Origin of the sequence: Pseudoalteromonas sp. 13-15, from assembly GCF_001468205.2 — a bacterium.
Classification (GTDB): domain Bacteria; phylum Pseudomonadota; class Gammaproteobacteria; order Enterobacterales; family Alteromonadaceae; genus Pseudoalteromonas; species Pseudoalteromonas marina.
In genome coordinates this window covers 282,790-303,999 of the sequence record NZ_CP019163.1, presented here as the reverse complement: position 1 = coordinate 303,999, position 21,210 = coordinate 282,790, and the positions used below count along the sequence as shown (strand labels likewise).

Here is a 21,210-nt window from a genome sequence, read left to right as displayed (position 1 = left end):
AACAAGAAGTTAGTACTTTAAGGGGTTAAAGTGCTAGCTGACTTGAACGATACTTCACCAAGGGCCGCAAGGCCCTTTTATCGTTTTAGGGCTTTAATAAAGTTATCTTCCTTCCTATATCCTCTCTTTATTTTCATTATGAGATTTTTACAACTCAAATAACCACTAATACTTTGTAAATTTAACAATTTTAAACCACACTTAATTAAGTGTTTCCAAGCTTAAATTGACTAGTTGTAGTGAAATATAATCTGACCTTTTTTATCCTTTTTTTATCATTTAGTACTTTAGCTGAAGAGCCTTTGCTGGTTGTTACAGAATTAGCACCACCTAATCAAGTTTTAATAGACGGTGAAGTTCAAGGTAAAGGAACACAGTACATAAGAGATATATTTAAACAGGCTGGTTTAACACCAGACATACAAATGTACCCTTGGGCCCGCGCCTACAAAATGGCAAGCGAGGAAAAAAACACGTTTATTTACAGCATTGCTCGCACGCCAGAACGTGAAGATCAATTTCAGTGGGTAGGGGAAATTGGTCGCTTTGAAATGGGGTTTGTTGGGCTATCAGACAGAACCGATATAGTAATCAATAATATTGACCAAGCAAAAAATTACAAAATAGCTATGCAACATAACGACTTCTCGACCCAAACTCTCACTAAAATGGGGTTTGAGGGCGTTATAACTTCAGATATACAGCATTCTTATAAGTTACTACTAGCCAAAAAAGTAGACCTAATATTGGATGACCCGCTTTATATGCTCCAATATAGTGATTACTTTAAACTTAAACCGGGCCACTTAAAATTTATTTTTAAAATAGATACATTAACAACGGTTGCTTATTTAGCTGCAAATAAAGATACAGATAAAGTTCTTATAGAAAAAATGGAAGAAGCGCACAAACAAGTGAGCAAAACTAAAAGAAGCCCTTACGGTAAATGAGTTAAATTACACGCGGCTTTTAATTAAATGATGTGCAGGTGAGGAAAATGACTAACAATAAGTAGTATTTGCTCAGCGGTGCTTTAACTCACTCTCTTTTACGCTTTGACTAATTAAAGCTATACAGGCTTTTTATTAGCACCTAACCCTGTCACTAAATAGGTGTTTATATTAGACCTTGGGGTCAAGTAGAACCACTTTAATTGTGATCCTTGCCATTAGGTCCTGGTTGTTGAATAAGTTAGGTTTGTTTCAGACACAAAAAAAGCGCCCTAGGCGCTTTTTTTCATTTTACTTAAAAAGTAAAATTATACAGCTGTGATGTTATCAGCTTGAGGACCTTTTTGACCTTGTGAAAGAGTGAACTCTACACGTTGGCCTTCAGCTAAAGTTTTGAAACCTTCGCTTTTGATTGCTGAGAAATGTGCGAAAACGTCTGGGCCATTTTCTTGCTCGATGAAACCAAAACCTTTAGACTCGTTGAACCACTTAACTGTACCTGATACGATGTTAGACATTGTAATATCCTGATATAAAATAAAAAATATGCTCATATGAGCGGGTGTAGCAAAAAATGAGATGGTACTTTAAAAACTTCAGGACGGTACTACAAGTATTACTTATACAACAACGAAATGGAGATTTATAGCTTACATGCTTTCTTTCTAGCTGCGGCCCACTATATAGATAACCAAATATAAGTCAAGCACTTCCTTATTTTATTGAGCAATAAATAATCAACCTGTATTTATATGCTTAAAATTCAAATTCTAGGGCAAGTCTAAAACTGTGGTTTTTTTCAGACTGGCTAATTTCACTTATAAAGCCAGCTTCCCATTTTAGCTGTTTTTGCCCTTCAAACCGGTATAGCCCAATAAACCCGGGCCCAATTCCGATAAAATCTTCCCCTGCATATAACTCAATAGAGGGTTGAAACGCAGACAAGTATCGGTAACGATATTGTGCCCTAAACTCTGTTTCCCATTCGTTCTCTATGTCTTGCCCCCATTCGTATACCAAAAAAGCATTCATGGTGAGACTTGCACGACCAAACTCTTTTTCAATTACAAAACCGGAGGTTGCTTCGTATGCGTCGGCGTCATGCTGTTTTTCAAATTCAAACAAAGCGCCCCAATCGGCCCATAACCGGCCTTGCTCTATTAGTTGCCATCTAAGCTCCAATTCATACGCTTGCAAGCCAAAGTCGCCGTTATCATCTCGCTCACCCACTAAATAACCTTCGAGTGCCATAGTATCGTTAATGGCGCCACCTAAACCAATACGTTGAGCTAAAATATTGCCACTGTCGGTTTGATGCGACACAAGGCGCCACTCAAGCTCTCGTTCAAACGGCAACACATACGGGTGATAAACTTTATCTACTACTATGCCATCAGCATAAGCGAGCTTAGGTATTAATAAACAAAAACCAATTAATACAGTAGCTGCAAATAGGTTTATTGCTTTCATGATTTTTCCTTAGTGATTGATTTAGGAATAAAATAACAAGCAGATAAAAATAATACGCTGCTCAGCGCATAGCTTAAAAGACTGGTTAAATTTGGCGTAGCCTCATAACCGATCAAAGCTCGCAATACTCGTCCAAACTCTGAGTTTTCGGTTAAAATGTCACGTAAATCCCATACGGTTACCGTTGTTGCTATTAAGTCAATCTGGCTTGCTAAATCAAGTGCCACTAGTAGTTTTGCCGCACTATTTAAAGCTAACAATACCAATAAAGGGGTAAGCCCAAAGCGCTGTTTGATTGCACTCAATAAAAAATACAACAAGACGCTAAAGCTGCTGCATATTCCCAATCCTAAAAAAGTGCCAATAAATAAACTTTGAGCCGCTTCGTTGCTTTGCCAAAAGCCAATCAGGTAAATAATGTAGTGACTTAAATAAAGAGTCATTACACTGATAATCGCAATCATAAAAGCAGCTGTTGCTTGTTTAATGGCGTAGTACAGTGCACTAATAAAAATTAAAATACACAAACCAATTTGGGCATATTCTAAACCCTGATAGTCAAACAAGGGGCTCATTAACGGCGCACTTTTTACAAACAAAAATGAAAGCCCGCTCCCTAAAATAAGCCCTCCCAGCAATTTCATTAATCTTTGCTTGGCTACAACTTGGAGTAAAATAAGTAAAATGGCCACCGGCAGTAACTGGTTTAGACTCATCACTAGGCTAGTTATTAGCATTAGAACGCTCCTTTTCAGTCACTATGACAGCACCACGCGCCGTATTGGGCGAAAACTCGCCAAAAAATTCATAGCGCCCAGGGATTAATGGCCCGATATAAATAACGCTTTTGCGCTTTGGGTAAAGTACTTTCTCTCGATTGAGATCGAAACTGTCGAACTCTTCAGGCGTACTATCTTGATTTTCGATTAACAAGCGTACCTTTTTATTGGCCGGCACGACAATTTCTGCGGGGTAAAACAAATGATCTTTAAGTACAATACGATAGTCTTTACTGGCGGCGTTAAATGATAAAAATACACAACAATATAAGTAAGGCCTAATAAGTTGTTTAATCACATTTAGCTCCTGCAAAAACTACCTGTACTTTTAAGCCACCCAAATCACTATCCGTTAAGTGAATTTCAGCGCGATAAATAGCAATAATATGCTGCACTATTGCCATGCCTAAACCCGCACCTTGTTCACCCGAAGGGTGTTGGTCACCGCCAACACGATAAAAACGGTTAAATATCCGTTGTTTTTGATCGTCCGCCATACCTGGGCCACTGTCTTCTATTTGCCAAATACGCTGCTTGTGCATCTGCTTTAGCGTTATTTTTATTTGTCCATTGGCTGGTGCGTACTTTATGGCATTGCTAAGTAGGTTTGAAATCAACGTCACTAAGGTAAATTCATCACCGTTAATGATAAAGTCATCTCCCTCAAGACTAATAGTGTGGTTTTTAGCCTCTATTTTTTCATACAACTGGCTAACTACCTCTTGCGTGATCGCCAATAATGACTGCTCCTTAAACTGTTTTTGCCACTGCTCTGGCTGAGTACGCCCTAGTATTAGCATTTGCTCGACTATATTGGACAGTCGATTAATACCTTGGGTCATGGCTTGTAGTTCTTGGTTATCTCCTTGTTGAGCTGCCAAATTGTGCACATTAATTTTTAAACTGCTCAGGGGAGTACGTAATTCATGTGCCGCATCAGAGGCAAAAAAACGCTCTCGTAAATAGGCGGTTTCTACTCGTTTAAATAAATCGTTTAAGCGGCTGATCACCGGTTTTATCTCTTCATCAGTCACCTGCCAATTGATCGAAGTGAAATCATTTGCTTGGCGCAGAGCTAACTGTTTTGATAAACGGGTTAATGGTGCCAGTGCATATTTAACAAAAAAGCTAATAAATATCGCAAGCAAAGGAACCGCCCAAAGCATAGGCAACATGGCTGATAAAATCACCGCCTCGGCAAGTTCAAACCGCTTAGCAATCGGCTCGGCAACAATCACGGTGCGTAAAGAAGTGACAAAAACGAATACCCGCATTCGCTGTCCTGCAATATTAAGCGTTTGAAAACCCGCTTGATACTGGCTTAAATTTAGATTCAATTCATTAGAGCCACTAAGGAGCTCACCGCCTTGCCAAATTTGATACAGTAACTGGGCGCTGTCTTGTATTTTTGGCGCCATGGCGTTTATAGATAAAGGCTGTTGCATCAACACTCCAGCGACCACTTTTAGTTCACTATCGAGTAATTGCTCACCATGGCTCATACTTTTTTGGTAGCCTTTGACTAAAGCTAAAAAGCAGGTTAACACCATCATTGACAGTAAAATAAGGGTTAAACGCTTACGAATTGACATAGAGTATGGTTACCTTTGTAAATTCAAGTTTGTGCAATCTAGGGGCGTTTTAATCACGTGAACTATCTCTTTCCCACGACATAGCCAATACCACGGAGAGTTTTAATAAAATCGCTGGGAAATTTTTTTCGTAGGTGATGAATATGTACTTCAATGGTGTTGGAGCCAACTTCTTCTCCCCACTGATAGAGTTTATTTTCTAACTGCTGTTTAGATTGCACGCGACCTTGGTTTTCCAACAGCGCCTTTAGCAGCATGTACTCTTTTCGTGGCAGAGAAAGTAGCTCATCGTTGAGTGTGACACTATGCGCTGACGTGTCCATAGTCACTTCGCCACACTGTAATAAACTCGACTGAGCTTGATTTACTCGGCGGCTCGCTACGCGCAAACGAGCAAATAATTCGGCTGGTTCAAATGGCTTAGCTAAATAATCATCAGCGCCCATATCAAGCCCTTGCACTTTGTCTTCAATGCTACTTCGTGCAGTTAGTATAACCACCGGAATCACTTTTTTTTGTGCTTTTATGTGCTTTAAAATTTGTGAACCATCACCATCGGGTAAACCTAGGTCAAGTATAACCAACTCTATTTCACCACTGCCTAAGCATTGCAATGCATGCTTAACCATTGCGCTATGCTCTACACTGTAGCCTTCTTGGCGCAATGAGCGGCAAAGCCCTTGCGCCACAAGATGATCATCTTCAACTAATAATAAATGCATTGTTTATTTTGCTATCTCTTTAGTTTTTTATCTACTTTAGCTAATAAAGAGCTAATTGCTTGTTGACGATATTTATCAGCTTTAGCACGAGTATCACGAATACCTGCTGCTTGCGCAACTAACAAATGGGCTTTAGCTTGCTCATATTCACGTTCGTCATATAAAAACTCACCATACAAGTAGTTAGCATCAATGCCTTTTTTGTTAAAAGCGAGCGCTTGCTTAAAAAACTTGTCGGCGGTGTCATCATCACCAAAACCAATAGGCCACCCCGGTACTTTACTGTATAAGGTTGCTAGGCTGGCATACGCTGAGCCACCTAAAGCACTGTCGTCTATTTTAAGGGCTTGCTCTAATGACACTTTTGCATCTTTAGCATAGCCCAGCGCCCCTAACCCGCCCTTTGCGCCAGCAAAACTGGCCAGTACAATGCCGTTCCACGTATAGCTATTTGCTGAATCAGGGTAGCTTTCAATAAATTGAGCACTTTGCTCACTCAGTTGAGTAAAGGCTTTGATTTGTGCATCACCTTCAAGCTCATAATTAGCAACCGCCCATTGCTGTTGAATAGCGAGTAAATCGCTTTGTTCGTCTGCAAATACCGGCGATGAAAACACACTAACAATGCTTAAATAAGCTACTAAAGTAAATTTTTTCATAATAAATCCTCTATTAACCTAAAAACTGTTTTATTTTAGGAAGCTGTTTGGCAATTGCGTTATCCACAATACCTGGAAAAACGCCATTGATACGTGCAAAAAGTTTCTCAGGAAAACCAATAAATCGTCTGGTTTTACTTGAGTTTAATAACGCAACTAACTCATCAGCTACCAACTGCGGGGAGTCCATTTGATTACCAAGCGCCTTATTCATTGCTCGTATTTGTGCATCATTAATATCTGTATCGGTTGCTCTTGGTGCTAAATAACTAACTTTAACGGGTGTGTCTGAAAGCTCTCGTGATAGCGCTTCGCTAAAACCACGTAAACCGAACTTACTAGCACAGTAAAGTGTTTGATACGGGTAACCTATGCTGCCAAATGACGACCCAACATTAACTATGGAGCCTTTATTCGCGTGCAACTGCGCTAAAAACAGCTGACATAATTTCATAGGGACGGCTAAATTAGTGCTCAGTAGATTATCAATTTGCTCACTACTCGATGCACTTAAGCTTTGCATTACATTAATGCCTGCATTGTTTATGAGTAACTTAGCGCCCCCTAATTTTTTGGCTTTAATGGCTAGTGCCAACATGTTTTCGGCAACCGTTAAATCCCCCACAAAAACTATACTACCGGGACATTGGCTACTTAACGTATTGAGGGCATCACTATTTCGCCCCACCAAGAGCAGTTGCCAACCTTGGCCGTGTAATGTTTTAGCAATCGCTTGACCAATTCCGCCTGTCGCACCAGTTAATACACATAAGCCGGTATTCATGCGTGTTGCTCTTGTGCTGATGCTTTAAAAAACGGCTCGTCGTCTAAAGCGCGAAAAATATCGCCGTACAAACGATAAAAACATTTTGCACCATGTAAAATAGCCTGCTGATCCGCCTCGTCAGTAATTTGGTTCATTAAGTTTTCAAAAAACTTTACGTGCTCTATATCAAGCGCGCCGTGAGAGGTTAAATAGCTAAATGCTTTTTTAGGAAGCCCTATTGCATTCGCTATGTTTGATGCGGCTCCATCAGCAAGCGCAATTGAGGTCCCCTCTAATACGTGAACCATGCCAAAAAAGCTAAGCGGATTTTTACGTGCAATACTATCGTAGGCATACGACACCATCATTTCAGTGGCGAATTGTGGCTGACTATGGCGCACACTTTCTTTATCAAACCCACAGGCTGCAATGTCGTTTAGCACCCACTCTTGATGACCAATTTCTTCTTCAATATATTCAGCTACCGCTTCACGTAACCATTCTTGCTCATCAGTTAAAAGTGCGCCAAGTGACATCATTAAAGGAACGGTGTGTTTTACATGATGATAAGCCTGCGCTAAAAACGAGGCATACTCTTCAAGCGTTGCTTGTCCGTTAAATACACGCTGTATAATTGGCGCAGCTAATAAGTACTCACGCTCGTTTTGAGTTTGTGCTTTTAATGTATTAAAAAAATCACTCATGGATCTCTTCTCCAAGTCGGTAAAACTGTTCAAAAATAGGGCTGTAGTGCTGGCTAATTGCCGCTCGTTTAGGGCGATTATTAGCGGTTAAAAATCCTTGCTGCTCGTTTAAAGGTTGTGCCAAACGGTGCCACTTTTTAATCTGTGCGTAGTCAGGAAGTTGCTGGTTTACTGTTTTTAAATGTGCTTTTAATTGCTCATCACTAAACTCGGGTGCCGCATATATAAGCGCGCTTAAAAATGGCTGGCTTTCACCAAACACCACCGCTTGCTGTATCGCACTTTGGCTTAAAATTAATGATTCAGGCCATTCAGCGCTAACGTTGCGCCCCATACTGGTGATGATCAGATTTTTTACTCGCCCTTTTATGTACAGCTTATTATTGCGCTTAGTTACTAAGTCGCCAGTGGCGTACCAGGTATTTGGGTTATGCGGCGCTTGATTTAAATACCCTAAAAATAACGCTCCTTTAATAAATAACTCACCATTTTCAACTTTGGTTTCAACGTGCCCTAATACTTCACCAGCACTATTTATATCGTCATAGTTGGGGGTGTTTAAACTCACTACTGAAGCAGCCTCAGACAGACCATAACCTTGATAAACCGGTAGGTTATATTCTCGTGCAGTTAAAATTAGAGATTCACTAACCCGTGCTCCGCCAACAGCAATAAACTTAAGTGACTTTGGTGGCTGCCAGCCTTGTTTTGCAAAGGCAACTAAACACGTTAATAACTCAGGCACTAAAATAAGGGTGTTAGGTTTTACACTATCGATTGCACCAATGAGTTTGTTAGGGTTTTTTAACCCTGAGCCAACAAAACCTAATTCGTTTAACGGCATTAAATGTACACAACCGCCACTTAACAAAGGTGCATACACACCCGCTATATTTTCCAGTAATACTGGCAGCGGGAGTAAGCATAAATGCACGGGGTTACAAATGTTTATTTGCTCACATAATGACTGAGCTACCTGCATCTGGCTTTGTATTGATAAGCACACCCCTTTTGGCTCGCCAGTAGAACCTGAAGTAAATGTAATTTTTTGCGTACCAGTAAAATAGTCCACGGGTTCAATCGCATCGAGCTGATAAATATAAAGGGTATAATGCTCAAATAATGTTACCGACAATGAATGCTTACCAAGCGAATAACGAGGCATATCACTAATAAAAAACGGCGCACCACATTGCGCTAGCACATACTGTGTTTGCTGCTGACTAAAAAAATGGGCGATAGGCACCGCAACCTTGTTTGCTGCACTGGTTGCGGCATCAACAACCAGCCAAGCTGGAGTGTTATCAAGCTGGAAGGCAATTGCACCTGAGTCTAAAGCGTTAAAAATAGCTGTTAGCTTATTAGTTTCTTGTTGTAACTCCAAAGCGCTAATAGGCATCACTTTATTGGCTAAGTAACTAACAACCACTGGCTCATTCGCTACCTTATTAATATTATTTAATAGGCTCATAAGCTCTCCAACGCAGTCATCAAGGCATTAATTTGTTGTGTATTTTGCTGTTTAATATTTAACAGCATGAGTGTGTTAAGTACTTGCTGATGTGCCTGCGCTAAATTAACAATGCACACCGTAGGTTGATTTGCATAATAACTTCCCCAACTTAATGGGTTTTCAACCACAAAGCTGTTTGCAACAGCAACCTCAGTGCAGTTAACCCCCAGCGTTCGAACCATCGCCCTTACTTTTTTTGTGGCGCAAAATACTAAATACTTAGCTCCAGCATTGTAAAGTGCCTCGTTAACAACAATAAAATGACCAAGCGTTGCCCTGCGATGTGTAGAGCATAAGTTACCTAGCTCAAATATTTTGCTACGCGGAGTTTGTTTTAATAAAAAGTGCTCAATGGGCTCTGCAGTGTACTGCTCAATAAATAAGGGAGAGGTGGCTTGCCTTAAACCTAACGTACATTGCCCCTCACTTGTTGTGTATTGGCAAAGTAGTGGCATAAATGATTTAAGCGTTGCATTGTAAGCCACTAAAAATCCATCTTTTACCGCAGATTCTAGTGCATTGCGATGCTCATCATTTTCTCGAGCAGTTATTAAATGTGCCGAATTTGATATGTTATCTAGTGATAAATTTGACTGTGCTAATTGCATAAACATCGCCCGTTTAAGGAGTATGTTTATAAGTTAAAGAGCGAAACTTAAAAAAAACTTAAGAAACAAAAAAGCCCTTAAATAAATTTAAGGGCTTTTAAAGTAAAGTTTAATTCAAGTTAAACATGTCTATACTAACTAGGCTCGGCCACTACGCAGCGATTACGGCCATGCTCTTTAGCATGGTAAAGCGCTTTGTCTGCACATTTATATACTTGGTCGATGTCATTGCTATGGATTGGCCAAGTTGCAATTCCGATTGAAACGGTAATAAAACCGATTGTTTCCATTTGCGTTGTTTCAACAGTGGTGCGTAATCGCTCTGCTATTTTTAGAGCGCTTTGGCTATCTTCATGAGGCAATACAAGTAAAAACTCTTCACCACCAATACGCGATACAATATCCCCTTTTCGAGAGATCTTTTTTATAATATCGGCTAATACTTTAAGTGCTTCATCGCCTTTATCGTGCCCAAAGGTATCGTTCACACGTTTAAAAAAATCGATGTCTATTTCTAAAATAGCAAAAGGTGTTTGCTTTAACATTAGCTGGCTAAGTAAACCATTTAAGCTTCTACGATTGTGGGTGTTTGTCAGCGGATCGGTTTGGGCATCGTGCTTAAGTTGCCCTATTTGTGTTTGTAAAATATTGACGCCATTAAGCATGGCCAGCTTCAATCTTTGGCTTTCAAAGTACCACGCTTTTATTCTTTTTAGCTTTTCTATGCTGTTTACTTCGTCGAGTCTGTTTGCGCTACTAGCGAGTTGCTTTAATGGGCGTGAAATAAAATACGAAAATACACCTATGAGTATGAAGGTGAGCAACGCCATGGGGAGCGTTCTTGCAAATACTTCCATGATTAATGTATCTAGAGACGCAAGTGTTGCTTTGATGGGACGTTGGGCAACTACGCCCCAGTTTGAATTAATAACGGGTGAAAATCCTGCGAGCATTTTTACCCCTTTGCTGTTTACAACAACGGCTTGCCCCGCCTCTCCTGTAATAACCGCATTAATTACTTTATTATTGGAAACGCTTGTACCTATTCGTTTACTATCTGGGTGATAAAGGATTTGCTTATTAGCATCGACGACATAAAGGTGCGAACCCCCTTCATAAAAGTGTTGCTCTAGGAGATCATTTAAAATATTTCTTTCTTTTAAATATAACGAGCCGCCCACATAGCCTAAATAATTCCCTTCTTCGTTAAATAAGGGATGCGATATAAATATAATTAAATTATTGGCTGCTGACATGTACGGCATACTAATAAGTGGCTTTTTTTCTTTTAAAGCCTGTGTTGCGCCGGGAGAGGAAATTGATTTTCCTATGATTTCAGGTAAATAAGGGGATGTGGCATTTATAACCCCATTCTTACTTATAACTACTGAATTAAAGCTATTTGTTTGCAAATTTAAACGCGTTACTTCTTCTTGCAGTAATGCTGCATTATTTATGTTTTGCTCAATTTTATTTGCTGAATATGCAAGTTGTTGTTTTGCCGACTCTAAAAAGTTGTCGGTTGCTGAAGCTAATTTATTAGCGTAAGCGAAGTTACTTTCTAATGTATGGCTTACTAACTGCTCTTTTTGTACTTGGTACGTTGAATGAAAACTACTAATGAGCGTGGCTAAAGCCGCAGAAAAAGCCAATAGCACAATAAGAAGACGCAGATTAAGCACAGGAAATAATTTATTCAGCAAAAGTAAACAGCCCACAGTACACTGCTATTAAAGCAAGTACTTTGTTAAAAAGTATTTACAATTATACCCCGCCATTTATTAATTATCTAATATTTGAGCACATAGTGTATTTTTAATAACCAGCCAAATAACTTTTTATTACATTGTGACGTTACATTCCCTCTACTAACTAGGGTGCGCTTATTTTGCAGTTGTATAAAAAAATAGATAAGCTGCTTTCACTTGTTCATTTTATTTAGCTTTGGAGTGTATTTTGCTAAATAAGTATGTTTTACCGTCAATTATTTTTATATCTGGGTGCTTAATGCCATCAATTAAAGCGGTTGCAAAACCGGCTCTTTCTCTTGAGGAAAAACTAGGGCAAAAGTTAATGCTCGATTTTCGCTATTTTTGTGAACAAGGCACTGGTCAACATTGCAGAACACCAATGACAAAGCTACCAGAGTCATTGGCGCGCGTAATCAGCGACTATAACATTGGTGGCGTTATATTATTTTCAGAAAACACTCAGTCAATTGAACAAACCATTACACTTAGCCATCAACTTCAAGTGGCTGCCAGTAAATCTTTAAGTAAACTGCCACTATTTATATCAATAGACCAAGAGGGCGGAAGGGTTGCGCGTTTGCCGCGTGATATTGCAACGTCATTCACAGGCAATATGTCTATTGGTGCAACCTATAAACAGCATGGCGTTGACTTTGCTACTAAATCAGCAACGGTTATTGCCAATGAGCTAACAGCCCTGGGGATCAATGTAAATTATGCACCCACCATTGATGTGAATATGAACCCAGACAACCCCGTTATAAATGTACGCTCGTTTGGTGAGAACCCACAACGAGTGAGTGAACTTGGCGCAGCACAAGTGGCTGGGTTTGAGAGCAATGGCATAATTACATCGCTCAAACATTTTCCGGGACATGGCGATACTCACGTTGATAGCCACACAGGACTCCCTAACGTTGCCCACTCAAAAAGTACCATTTACGAACAAGATTTAGCCCCTTTTAAACATATTATTGCTAAGCAAAATCCCGGTATGATCATGACAGCGCACATACAATATCCAGCGCTTGATAGCTCAACCTTTGTCTCTGTAGAAGGCAATACAATGATTAAGCCCGCCACTATGTCGCGCACTATTATTACCGACATTTTAAGAGGTGAGCTTAACTATAAAGGCGTAGTGGTTACCGACGCACTTGATATGGCAGGTATTAGTCAGTTTTTCACACCCATTCAAGCTGTTATAAATACATTTTTAGCCGGCGTTGATATTGCGCTTATGCCTATAGAAATAAGAACGCCCGATGATATAAAAAAGCTTGATGAGCTTATTAAATCGTTAGTTCATGCTGTCGAGTCAAATCAGTTAGATGAGCAAGAAATAACACAATCGGCTGCGCGTATTATTTCGCTTAAAAATGCATTTGAGTTATCTACTGAGTTTGACCCTATTAATGCAGTAGTTAATGCAAAAAGTATAATAGGCAATAAACAACACAGAAAAATAGAAGCTGAGCTTGCTTTAGCAGCAATAACACAGGTAAAAAACACAGAAAACACATTGCCACTAAATTTAAATGATGACCAACATATACATATTATTATGCCCGACACCCGTAAGTGTATGGCTATGCAGCAAGCAATTGAATCTGCAAGTTCATCATCTATTACGTTCAGCTGCAGCAGCTTACAAGGGTTTGACCCAGCAAAAGCAGCCCAGAGCATTAAAACAGCTGATATTGTTATAGCGGGTAATGCTACGCCTAATCAAAGTGCGGTTGAAATTGGTGGCATGGATGATTTAAAAGATGACCCTAATTTTGCGCTTAATACGCGCGAACAGCCACAAGCGCTTGAGTCATTGCTTTCCATGACTAACAAATTTAATAAGCGTACTGTATTTATAAGTTTGAGGGCTCCTTACGACATTGCTAAATTTGGCGACTATGCCCACAGTGTACTGGCCTCTTATGCTTACAATATTGATGTAGACACGCACGAGCGTGTTTCAGGCCCTGCCTTTACCGCACTCGCTAAAGTATTAGTAGGGCAAGCCACTGCCAATGGCACCTTGCCTGTTACAATTAAACCGCAAAAAGGCAATTAACATGAAACTAAATTGTGATTTGGGTGAAAGCTTTGGTTCATGGAAAATGGGGCTAGATGATCAAGTTATGCCACATATTAATATGGCGAACATTGCTTGTGGTTTTCACGGCGGTGACCCTGATGTAATAGCAACAACATTAACGTTAGCTAAAAAAAACAACGTAACGGTAGGCGCGCATCCCAGTTACCCTGATCTTCAAGGATTTGGACGACGCTCTATGGCGTTAACAACAAGCGAACTAACTAATTGTATTCAGTATCAGATAGCAGCGCTTGAAGGCATGGCAAAAATACAGGGGATTACGTTAAGCTATGTAAAACCACATGGTGCACTTTATAACGATATGATGGCTAACAACGACGTGTTAGCAACCATTTTATCTGCTGTCGCGAGCTATCCTAGTAAACTAAAGCTGATGATTTTAGCGACTAATCAAGCAGATAAACACATCCAGTTAGCTAAACAGTTTAATGTAGAACTAGTACTCGAAGCATTTGCAGATAGGCAATACACTGATGAGGGCTTTTTGGTCTCTCGCAAACTTGATGGCAGCGTGCATGACAAACCGGCCATACTTGCACAGGTCAAACAACTCTTACAAACAGGTAGTGTAACCACACGCTCAGGTAAGCAACTTATGCTTAATGCACATAGTTTATGTGTCCATGGAGACAATAATGATGCAATTGAACTCATTAAAGAAATAAAAGCACTGTGTGACTGACATTTAATAATATATGAAAGCTGTAAACCCCCTTTACAGCTTTTTACCCCAACTTGTTAAATACACCCATAGAGTTAAATATGAGCTTCATCGCATTGCACTGTTAATTTAATAATCCCTCACTTATAACTGTACATAAGTTAACAACAGGGATTAATAATGAAACAACTTTTAGCACTTAGTTTTATATTAAGCGCAAGCCATTTGGCAAACGCAAACGACAATACACACACATTGCAACTTCAAGATGTATTTGATTTAGAATATGCAAATCAAATAGATATTACTGACGACGGAAAAACCGTTTACTTTGTGCGAAACCGCATGGATATAAAAACAGACCGAAAAGTGGGAAACATTTGGTCTGTTGATTACAAAACCAAACAAATGCAGCCGCTCACTTCAGGCGTTCATATGGATTACTCGCCGGTACTTTCTCCAGATGGACAGCGCCTTGCTTTTATATCTACCCGCGATGGCAGCAGCCAAATTTATATGAAGTGGCTTAAAACCGGTGCCATTGCCAAAATAAGTAATTTAACCAGTAGCCCTCGCGCTATTAGTTGGAGCCCCGATTCAAGCCAGCTTGTATTCAGCATGTTTGTACCAAGTAAAAACACGCCACCGGTTAATTTGCCAGGAAAACCGAAAGGCGCAACGTGGGCAGAGCCAGCTAAATTTATTGATGACGTATACTATCGAGCCGATGGTGGTGGATACTCGCAAAAAGGCTTTAATCAATTATTTACACTTGATGCTAACGGTGGGAATGCTAAGCAGCTTACTAGCGATGAATTTGATAACACAGGTGATGTTAGCTTTAGCAAAGATGGCAGCTTACTTTACTACTCAGCGAATAGGCATAAAAATGGTGAACTCAAGCCTACAAACAGCGAAGTATATAAGCTAAACCTCAACACATTAGCCATTGAAGCTGTAACAAATAGAAATGGCCCAGATCAACAACCCAAAGTCTCTCCTGATGGTCGTTACCTTGCGTATACAGGATATGACGATAAACGCACTAACTACGAAAATACTCAACTTTACATTCGTGATTTAAAAACGGGTAACACCAAAAGCTTAACACCCAACTTTGATAGAAGCGTTGGGCAAATAAAATGGGCTGCAAACTCTAAAGGGGTTTACTTTAGCTATGCCAATGAAGGGCAAACTACCCTTGCTTATCAACCTCGAAGTGGCAAGCGTAAAGTGATCACCGAACAAATTGGCAGTGTAGCATTTGGACGACCATACTCAGGCGGAGATTTTGATGTAAGCAGCAACGGCGATATCGCGTTTACACTTGCTGACACTCAACGCCCTGCGGATGTAGCGAGCATTAAACGCGGTAAAACTCAGCGCTTAACCACGCTTAATAGCGATGCGCTAGGTGATAAACAACTGGCAAAAGTGGAAGATATTTGGCTTAAATCAAGCCACGACCAATTACCTATTCAAGGATGGATTGCTTACCCGCCAGGGTTTGATAAAACTAAAAAGTATCCTCTAGTGCTCGAAATTCACGGCGGGCCGGTCGCTAATTATGGCCCTCACTTTAGTGCCGAAGTTCAGCTTTTTGCAGCAAAAAGTAATGTGGTGTTATACATGAACCCGCGCGGAAGTGATTCGTATGGGAAAGAGTTTGCACAAACCATTCATCATAATTACCCAAGTAATGACTTTGATGACTTAATGTCTGGGGTTGATGCGCTTATTAAAAAAGGGTTTATTGATGAGTCTAAACTATTTGTTACCGGTGGTTCTGGCGGAGGTGTACTAACAGCATGGATTGTTGGACATACAGATCGATTTGCTGCAGCTGTTGTTGCTAAACCTGTTATAAATTGGATCAGCTTTGTACTAACTGCCGACTTTTATCCATTTTTTGCTGATTACTGGTTCCCAGGCAAACCATGGGATCACTTAGCGCATTACATGAAACGTTCGCCAATTAGCTATGTAGGTAATGTTACTACACCCACAATGCTGCTTACAGGTGAAGCAGACTATCGCACACCTATTTCTGAAACAGAGCAATACTACCAAGCACTAAAATTACAAGGTGTTGACACCGCGATGGTTCGCATACCAGATGCATCGCATGGTATTACAGCTCGCCCTTCTAATTTAATGACTAAAGTTGCTTACATTCAATGGTGGTTTGATAAGCACAGTAAATAGCATTACATTAATTAAGTTACTAAAAGCCACTTTTTAAAAGTGGCTTTTACGTATGTGCAAAGTGTAAACCCCCTTTACACTTTTAGGGCATATTAAATATCGGACTTAGTCTATTTCTCAGTTAGTAAAATTTCGGTTTATAGCTTTTTTATAGTTTGAGTTAGTAAAAAATCGGTTTGAGTCACTGTTTATAGCCTTTCAGTTGGTAAAATTTTGTTTTGTGAAAGGTATACGTTAGTAAAAAATCGGTTTATAAATCGAATTTAAACACCAAAAAAAACAAAAAATAACGTTTTTGATTACTTTAATAGCTCTTTAAGGCCCCTTTAAAGCAAAAAAGCACTTACAAAACGCTTTTATTAAAGGGTTAGTTAAACTCTGATCTACAAATTCGGTTAGCTAGTTAAAACGTGATCCGCATATCTATAGTTGGTTAAAACCTGATCTCAACTAACTAAGTAACCTAATGTAAGTTTTTATTTCTCATACACTATCCGCTTTTAGCACTAATAAAGGCTTTGCTATTAGTGAGTGCAGTAAAAATATTTATGACACATAAAAAAGGGCCTTACGGCCCTTGAGTAACACTATCTAGAAATTTTTAGAACTGGTTCATGGTGTTATCTTCACCACCGGCTTTTAAAGCGTTATCACCAGAGAAGTACTCTTTGTGTGTATCACCAATGTTAGAACCTGCTAGGTCTTGGTGTTTAACAGATGCTTGTTCACGGCGAATTTCTTGGCGTTGTACATCACGTACATAAGCAAGCATGCCTAAGTCACCAAAGTAGCCTTCTGATAAAATATCTGTGCTAAGTGCTGCAGTATGGTAAGTAGGCAGCGTAATTAAGTGGTGGAAGATACCCGCTTCACGTGCACCATCACGTTGGAAATTTTGTACCAATACATCAGCTGCGGCTGCAAGCTCTGTTGCATCCATTTCTGGTGCCATTAGGCCTTTATTATCACCAAGGCTTGGGTAAGCGCTCAAATCGCGACCCGCTTCTTGCCACTCTTGGTACACTTGCTCACGGAACTTAAGCGTCCAGTTAAACGAAGGTGAGTTGTTGTACACTAGTTTAGCATTTGGTACTTGCTCTTTAACCCGGTTTACAAGCTCAGCAATTTGTTTTACGTGTGGCTTTTCTGTTTCAATCCACAACAAATCAGCGCCAGATTGCAGGCTAGTTACACAGTCAAGTACTACGCGGTCTTTCTCTGTTCCTTCACGGAACTGGTATAGGCCATTTTCAAGGCGAGTAGGTTTACACAGCTCACCGTTGATTTTCATTGCCGTATCACCTTCGTTTAAGTCCTCTACGCCATTAATAGGTGTAGTCTCTAAAAAGGCATTGTACTGACTTGCTAAATCACCTGGAGTTTGTGATACCGGTACTTTTTGAGTCAAGCTTGCACCTAACGAATCAGTACGCGCAACAATAATACCGTTGTCGATACCTAACTCTAAAAATGCATAACGAACCGCATTAATTTTTGCTAAAAAGTCTTCGTGAGGCACGGTTACTTTACCCGCCTGATGACCACATTGTTTGGCATCAGATACTTGGTTTTCGATTTGAATAGCACATGCACCTGCTTCAATCATTTTTTTAGCAAGTAGGTAAGTTGCCTCTTCGTTACCAAAACCTGCATCAATATCAGCAATAATTGGCACAACATGTGTTTCAAAGTTGTCAATTTTATCAAGTACAGCTTGAACGTCGCCGCCATTCGCTTTGGCTTCATCTAGGTCATTAAATAAGTGGTCAAGCTCACGGGCATCAGCTTGCTTTAGGAATGTGTAAATTTCTTCAATAAGCGCTGGAACAGATGTTTTTTCGTGCATACTTTGGTCAGGTAACGGACCAAACGCAGAGCGAAGTGCAGCAACCATCCAACCACTTAAGTAAACATAACTACGTTTAGTTGTTTTTTGGTGGCGTTTAATAGCCATCATCATTTGCTGGGCAGTAAATCCATGCCAACACCCTAAAGACTGTGTGTACTGGCTTGTATCTTTATCGTAAGCGGCCATATCTTCACGCATTACGTCAGCTGTGTATTGTGCAATTTCTATCCCAGTACGAAAGCGATTTTGTAAACGCATGCGAGTTGCATACTCTGGGTTAATTGCCTGCCATGCATTACCTTGAGATTGGCATAAAGTAGAAAGTGTGTCGGTTTCGCGTTGATATGTTGTCATAATAAAGTCCTTCGAACGGGTATATAAATAATTTAATGTTGTGAGAGTGGCGACGTTGCTAGTGCTCCGTAGCGCTTAATTCAACATTAGGCTTATTTTTTAGATTTAGTAAATTTATAGTTTTTATTACGACTATATTTTTTGTGAATATCAAAAACACACTCAACATGGCTTTTTTACGTTATTGTTGCTCAAACGCACAAATACTATGGCGACCGTTTAAGGAAGGCAATTATGACCCACACTCTCACACATTCAGGACTCAGCGTAGATTTAGAGCTTGCTGACTTTGTTAAAACTAAACTATTACCTGGTACACACTTATCAGAACAACAATTTTGGCAAAGCTTTGCAAAGATTGTTCAAACGCTCACGCCAGTAAATAAAGCGCTGTTGGCCAAACGCGAACAACTGCAACAACAAATTGATCAGTACCACATTAAAAATAAAACGTGGGATAGCAAGCAATACCAACGTTTTTTAAGTGACATTGGTTACCTAGTGCCAGAGCCTGCAAATTTTAAAATTGAAACACAACAGGTTGAACCCGAAATAGCAGTTACAGCAGGCCCACAGTTGGTTGTTCCAGTAAGTAACGCACGCTTTGCACTTAATGCAGCTAACGCACGTTGGGGCTCGTTATACGACGCCTTATATGGCACAGATGTGTTAAGTGAAGATGACGGGGCAGAAAAAGGCACTACCTATAATCCGGTTCGTGGCTTTAAAGTAATGGCATACGCACGCCAGTTTTTAGACAAAGCACTGCCACTTGAAAACGGCTCACATATTGAAAGCACCAATTATTCTGTTGTAAACGGCGCATTAGTTATTACGCTGCGTGATAGCTCTCAAACCACTTTAGCTGACCCCTCTCAGTTAATTGGCTACCAGGGCGAAGCCCAAAATCCAAGCGTTGTATTGCTTAAAAACAATGGCTTACATATAGAATTACAGATAGATCACCATCATATTATTGGCCAAGCTGACAAAGCGGGTTTAAAAGATGTGGTACTTGAAGCAGCCCTAACTACTATTATGGATTGTGAAGATTCTGTAGCCGCCGTAGATGCACAAGATAAAGTGCAAGTTTACAAAAACTGGCTTGGTTTAATGCAAGGTAACTTGGTCGAATCGTTTAAAAAAGGCGACAAAGTTGTAGAACGTACGTTGCAAAGCGACAAAACGTATACTTCTATTGATGGCGGTACCATAACGCTTAAAGGCCGAAGCATGATGTTTGTAAGAAACGTGGGCCACTTAATGACAAACCCAGCCATTACAGACGTTTACGGCGAGCCTGTTTTTGAAGGTATAATGGATGCAATGTTTACTGCCACAGCAGCCCTGCACGACTTAAATAAAAATTCTGGCGTAAAAAACAGCAGCGCGCAGAGCATTAATATTGTAAAACCTAAGATGCATGGCCCAGAAGAAGTTGCTTTTACAAGCACACTATTTACCCATGTAGAAGAAGCCTTAAACTTACCTAAAAACACCTTAAAAATGGGTATTATGGATGAAGAACGCCGTACATCTGTAAACTTAAAAGCATGTATAAATGAAGCAAAACAACGTGTTGTATTTATTAACACCGGCTTTTTGGACCGTACAGGCGATGAAATTCACACCTCAATGCAAGCAGGTGTTGCGCTCCCTAAAGCTGAAATAAAACAACAGCCTTGGATAAGTGCTTACGAAGATCGCAACGTAGATATTGGCCTTGCCTGTGGATTAAGCCAAAAAGCTCAAATAGGCAAAGGCATGTGGCCTATGCCTGACAAAATGGCGCTGATGATGGAGCAAAAGTTAGCACACCCTAAATCGGGTGCTAATACAGCTTGGGTGCCCTCTCCTACTGCCGCAACGCTGCATGCTATGCACTACCATGATGTTAATGTTTTTACTGAGCAACATGCAATCGCTGAGCGAGCAATAGCAAGCCTTGACGACTTACTTACTCCGCCACTCATGCAAGACCCATCAACACTCTCTAAAGAAGACATACAAAGCGAACTTGAAAACAATGCACAGGGTATTTTGGGTTACGTAGTACGCTGGATAGACCAAGGTGTAGGCTGCTCTAAAGTACCCGATATTAACCATATCGGGCTAATGGAAGACAGAGCAACACTTAGAATATCTAGTCAACATATGGCTAACTGGTTATTACATGGCATATGTACACAAGAGCAAATTACTTCCACTATGGCAAAAATGGCCAAGGTAGTAGACGGCCAAAACGAACACGATAAAGCCTACACCCCAATGGCAAGCAGCCCTGAAACACTAAAAAATAGTATTGCGTTTCAAGCAGCCCTCGCCTTAGTACTTGAAGGAACAACACAACCTAGCGGCTATACTGAACCGTTATTACATAGCTACCGTATACAGTATAAGTTACAGCAAAGTTAATACACTCCAAATGTTTAACGCTGTATCTTAATTGTTTATTTCGTGTCAAAACCAGCCTTAGGGCTGGTTTTTTATTTTTAAATCAACAAATAAGCACAC

18 protein-coding genes are annotated in these 21,210 nt (G+C 40.1%); 5 read left to right on the top strand and 13 right to left on the bottom strand.

All coding sequences use genetic code 11. The features are described 5' to 3' along the window. The first annotated feature begins 239 nt into the window (after positions 1-239). Positions 240-950 (top strand): substrate-binding periplasmic protein, encoded by a 711-nt coding sequence (locus ATS72_RS16910; protein WP_058429357.1) that lies wholly within the window; start codon positions 240-242, stop codon positions 948-950. A gap of 308 nt (positions 951-1,258) precedes the next feature. On the opposite strand, the gene ATS72_RS16905 is transcribed toward ATS72_RS16910, so the two are convergent. The 12 genes from ATS72_RS16905 to ATS72_RS16850 form a co-directional block, all read right to left on the bottom strand. Next, positions 1,259-1,468: a cold-shock protein gene (locus ATS72_RS16905; protein WP_002959120.1), complete on the bottom strand. Its 210-nt coding sequence runs from the start codon at positions 1,466-1,468 to the stop codon at positions 1,259-1,261. Between the two features lie 238 nt (positions 1,469-1,706). Further along, positions 1,707-2,420: a hypothetical protein gene (locus tag ATS72_RS16900; RefSeq protein ID WP_008132926.1), complete on the bottom strand. Its 714-nt coding sequence runs from the start codon at positions 2,418-2,420 to the stop codon at positions 1,707-1,709. Beyond that, on the bottom strand, positions 2,417-3,157 hold the full coding sequence (locus ATS72_RS16895; protein ID WP_058429356.1) for a hypothetical protein: 741 nt from the start codon (positions 3,155-3,157) through the stop codon (positions 2,417-2,419). Before ATS72_RS16895 ends, ATS72_RS16900 begins: the two co-directional genes overlap by 4 nt. Next, positions 3,144-3,497, bottom strand: a complete 354-nt coding sequence (locus ATS72_RS16890; RefSeq protein WP_006793322.1) for a cupredoxin domain-containing protein — start codon at positions 3,495-3,497, stop codon at positions 3,144-3,146. The genes ATS72_RS16895 and ATS72_RS16890 overlap by 14 nt, the downstream gene beginning before the upstream one ends. Continuing rightward, complete coding sequence (locus ATS72_RS16885) at positions 3,490-4,791, bottom strand: ATP-binding protein (protein ID WP_058429355.1); 1,302 nt, start codon at positions 4,789-4,791, stop codon at positions 3,490-3,492. The genes ATS72_RS16890 and ATS72_RS16885 overlap by 8 nt, the downstream gene beginning before the upstream one ends. Before the next feature lie 62 nt (positions 4,792-4,853). After that, the gene (locus ATS72_RS16880; RefSeq protein WP_058429354.1) at positions 4,854-5,513 is read right to left on the bottom strand and encodes a response regulator; all 660 of its coding nucleotides are present in this window, start codon (positions 5,511-5,513) and stop codon (positions 4,854-4,856) included. Positions 5,514-5,524: 11 nt separating this feature from the next. After that, complete coding sequence (locus ATS72_RS16875) at positions 5,525-6,172, bottom strand: hypothetical protein (protein ID WP_058429353.1); 648 nt, start codon at positions 6,170-6,172, stop codon at positions 5,525-5,527. A gap of 13 nt (positions 6,173-6,185) precedes the next feature. Then, positions 6,186-6,956, bottom strand: coding sequence for an SDR family oxidoreductase (locus ATS72_RS16870; protein WP_058429352.1), 771 nt, complete (start codon positions 6,954-6,956; stop codon positions 6,186-6,188). Further along, entirely contained in the window at positions 6,953-7,642 is a 690-nt protein-coding gene (locus tag ATS72_RS16865; protein ID WP_058429351.1) for a TenA family transcriptional regulator, read from the bottom strand. The genes ATS72_RS16870 and ATS72_RS16865 overlap by 4 nt, the downstream gene beginning before the upstream one ends. After that, positions 7,635-9,113 carry an AMP-binding protein gene (locus tag ATS72_RS16860; protein ID WP_058429350.1) on the bottom strand — a complete coding sequence of 493 codons (1,479 nt, stop codon included), beginning with the start codon at positions 9,111-9,113 and terminating at the stop codon, positions 7,635-7,637. Before ATS72_RS16860 ends, ATS72_RS16865 begins: the two co-directional genes overlap by 8 nt. Beyond that, positions 9,110-9,763, bottom strand: a complete 654-nt coding sequence (locus ATS72_RS16855) for a thermostable hemolysin (RefSeq protein WP_058429349.1) — start codon at positions 9,761-9,763, stop codon at positions 9,110-9,112. Before ATS72_RS16855 ends, ATS72_RS16860 begins: the two co-directional genes overlap by 4 nt. 134 nt (positions 9,764-9,897) lie before the next feature. Then, entirely contained in the window at positions 9,898-11,466 is a 1,569-nt protein-coding gene (locus ATS72_RS16850) for a sensor domain-containing diguanylate cyclase (protein WP_237113120.1), read from the bottom strand. Positions 11,467-11,770: 304 nt separating this feature from the next. Between ATS72_RS16850 and ATS72_RS16845 the strand changes: the two genes are divergently transcribed. The 3 genes from ATS72_RS16845 to ATS72_RS16835 all read left to right on the top strand — a co-directional run bounded on the left by ATS72_RS16845 (position 11,771) and on the right by ATS72_RS16835 (position 16,493). Next, the gene (locus ATS72_RS16845) at positions 11,771-13,582 is read left to right on the top strand and encodes a glycoside hydrolase family 3 protein (RefSeq protein ID WP_058429348.1); all 1,812 of its coding nucleotides are present in this window, start codon (positions 11,771-11,773) and stop codon (positions 13,580-13,582) included. A 1-nt stretch (position 13,583) separates the two neighbouring features. After that, entirely contained in the window at positions 13,584-14,309 is a 726-nt protein-coding gene (locus ATS72_RS16840; RefSeq protein ID WP_058429347.1) for a 5-oxoprolinase subunit PxpA, read from the top strand. A gap of 159 nt (positions 14,310-14,468) precedes the next feature. After that, complete coding sequence (locus ATS72_RS16835) at positions 14,469-16,493, top strand: S9 family peptidase (protein WP_058429346.1); 2,025 nt, start codon at positions 14,469-14,471, stop codon at positions 16,491-16,493. 601 nt (positions 16,494-17,094) lie between these two features. On the opposite strand, the gene ATS72_RS16830 is transcribed toward ATS72_RS16835, so the two are convergent. Next, on the bottom strand, positions 17,095-18,696 hold the full coding sequence (locus tag ATS72_RS16830) for an isocitrate lyase (RefSeq protein ID WP_006793310.1): 1,602 nt from the start codon (positions 18,694-18,696) through the stop codon (positions 17,095-17,097). Between the two features lie 234 nt (positions 18,697-18,930). On the opposite strand from ATS72_RS16830, the gene ATS72_RS16825 reads away from it, so the two are divergent. Continuing rightward, a complete protein-coding gene (locus ATS72_RS16825) occupies positions 18,931-21,111 on the top strand; it encodes a malate synthase G (protein WP_058429345.1) in 2,181 nt (726 codons plus the stop codon). Positions 21,112-21,210: the final 99 nt, after the last annotated feature.

Excerpts from the sequence above, each read along its gene's own strand:
- ATS72_RS16905 (WP_002959120.1), bottom strand. The coding sequence starts at position 1,468 with ATGTCTAACATCGTATCAGGTACAGTTAAGTGGTTCAACGAGTCTAAA.
- ATS72_RS16900 (WP_008132926.1), bottom strand. The coding sequence starts at position 2,420 with ATGAAAGCAATAAACCTATTTGCAGCTACTGTATTAATTGGTTTTTGT.
- ATS72_RS16895 (WP_058429356.1), bottom strand. The coding sequence starts at position 3,157 with ATGCTAATAACTAGCCTAGTGATGAGTCTAAACCAGTTACTGCCGGTG.
- ATS72_RS16885 (WP_058429355.1), bottom strand. The coding sequence starts at position 4,791 with ATGTCAATTCGTAAGCGTTTAACCCTTATTTTACTGTCAATGATGGTG.
- ATS72_RS16880 (WP_058429354.1), bottom strand. The coding sequence starts at position 5,513 with ATGCATTTATTATTAGTTGAAGATGATCATCTTGTGGCGCAAGGGCTT.
- ATS72_RS16875 (WP_058429353.1), bottom strand. The coding sequence starts at position 6,172 with ATGAAAAAATTTACTTTAGTAGCTTATTTAAGCATTGTTAGTGTGTTT.
- ATS72_RS16870 (WP_058429352.1), bottom strand. The coding sequence starts at position 6,956 with ATGAATACCGGCTTATGTGTATTAACTGGTGCGACAGGCGGAATTGGT.
- ATS72_RS16865 (WP_058429351.1), bottom strand. The coding sequence starts at position 7,642 with ATGAGTGATTTTTTTAATACATTAAAAGCACAAACTCAAAACGAGCGT.
- ATS72_RS16860 (WP_058429350.1), bottom strand. The coding sequence starts at position 9,113 with ATGAGCCTATTAAATAATATTAATAAGGTAGCGAATGAGCCAGTGGTT.
- ATS72_RS16855 (WP_058429349.1), bottom strand. The coding sequence starts at position 9,763 with ATGCAATTAGCACAGTCAAATTTATCACTAGATAACATATCAAATTCG.
- ATS72_RS16845 (WP_058429348.1), top strand. The coding sequence starts at position 11,771 with ATGCCATCAATTAAAGCGGTTGCAAAACCGGCTCTTTCTCTTGAGGAA.
- ATS72_RS16840 (WP_058429347.1), top strand. The coding sequence starts at position 13,584 with ATGAAACTAAATTGTGATTTGGGTGAAAGCTTTGGTTCATGGAAAATG.
- ATS72_RS16835 (WP_058429346.1), top strand. The coding sequence starts at position 14,469 with ATGAAACAACTTTTAGCACTTAGTTTTATATTAAGCGCAAGCCATTTG.
- ATS72_RS16830 (WP_006793310.1), bottom strand. The coding sequence starts at position 18,696 with ATGACAACATATCAACGCGAAACCGACACACTTTCTACTTTATGCCAA.
- ATS72_RS16825 (WP_058429345.1), top strand. The coding sequence starts at position 18,931 with ATGACCCACACTCTCACACATTCAGGACTCAGCGTAGATTTAGAGCTT.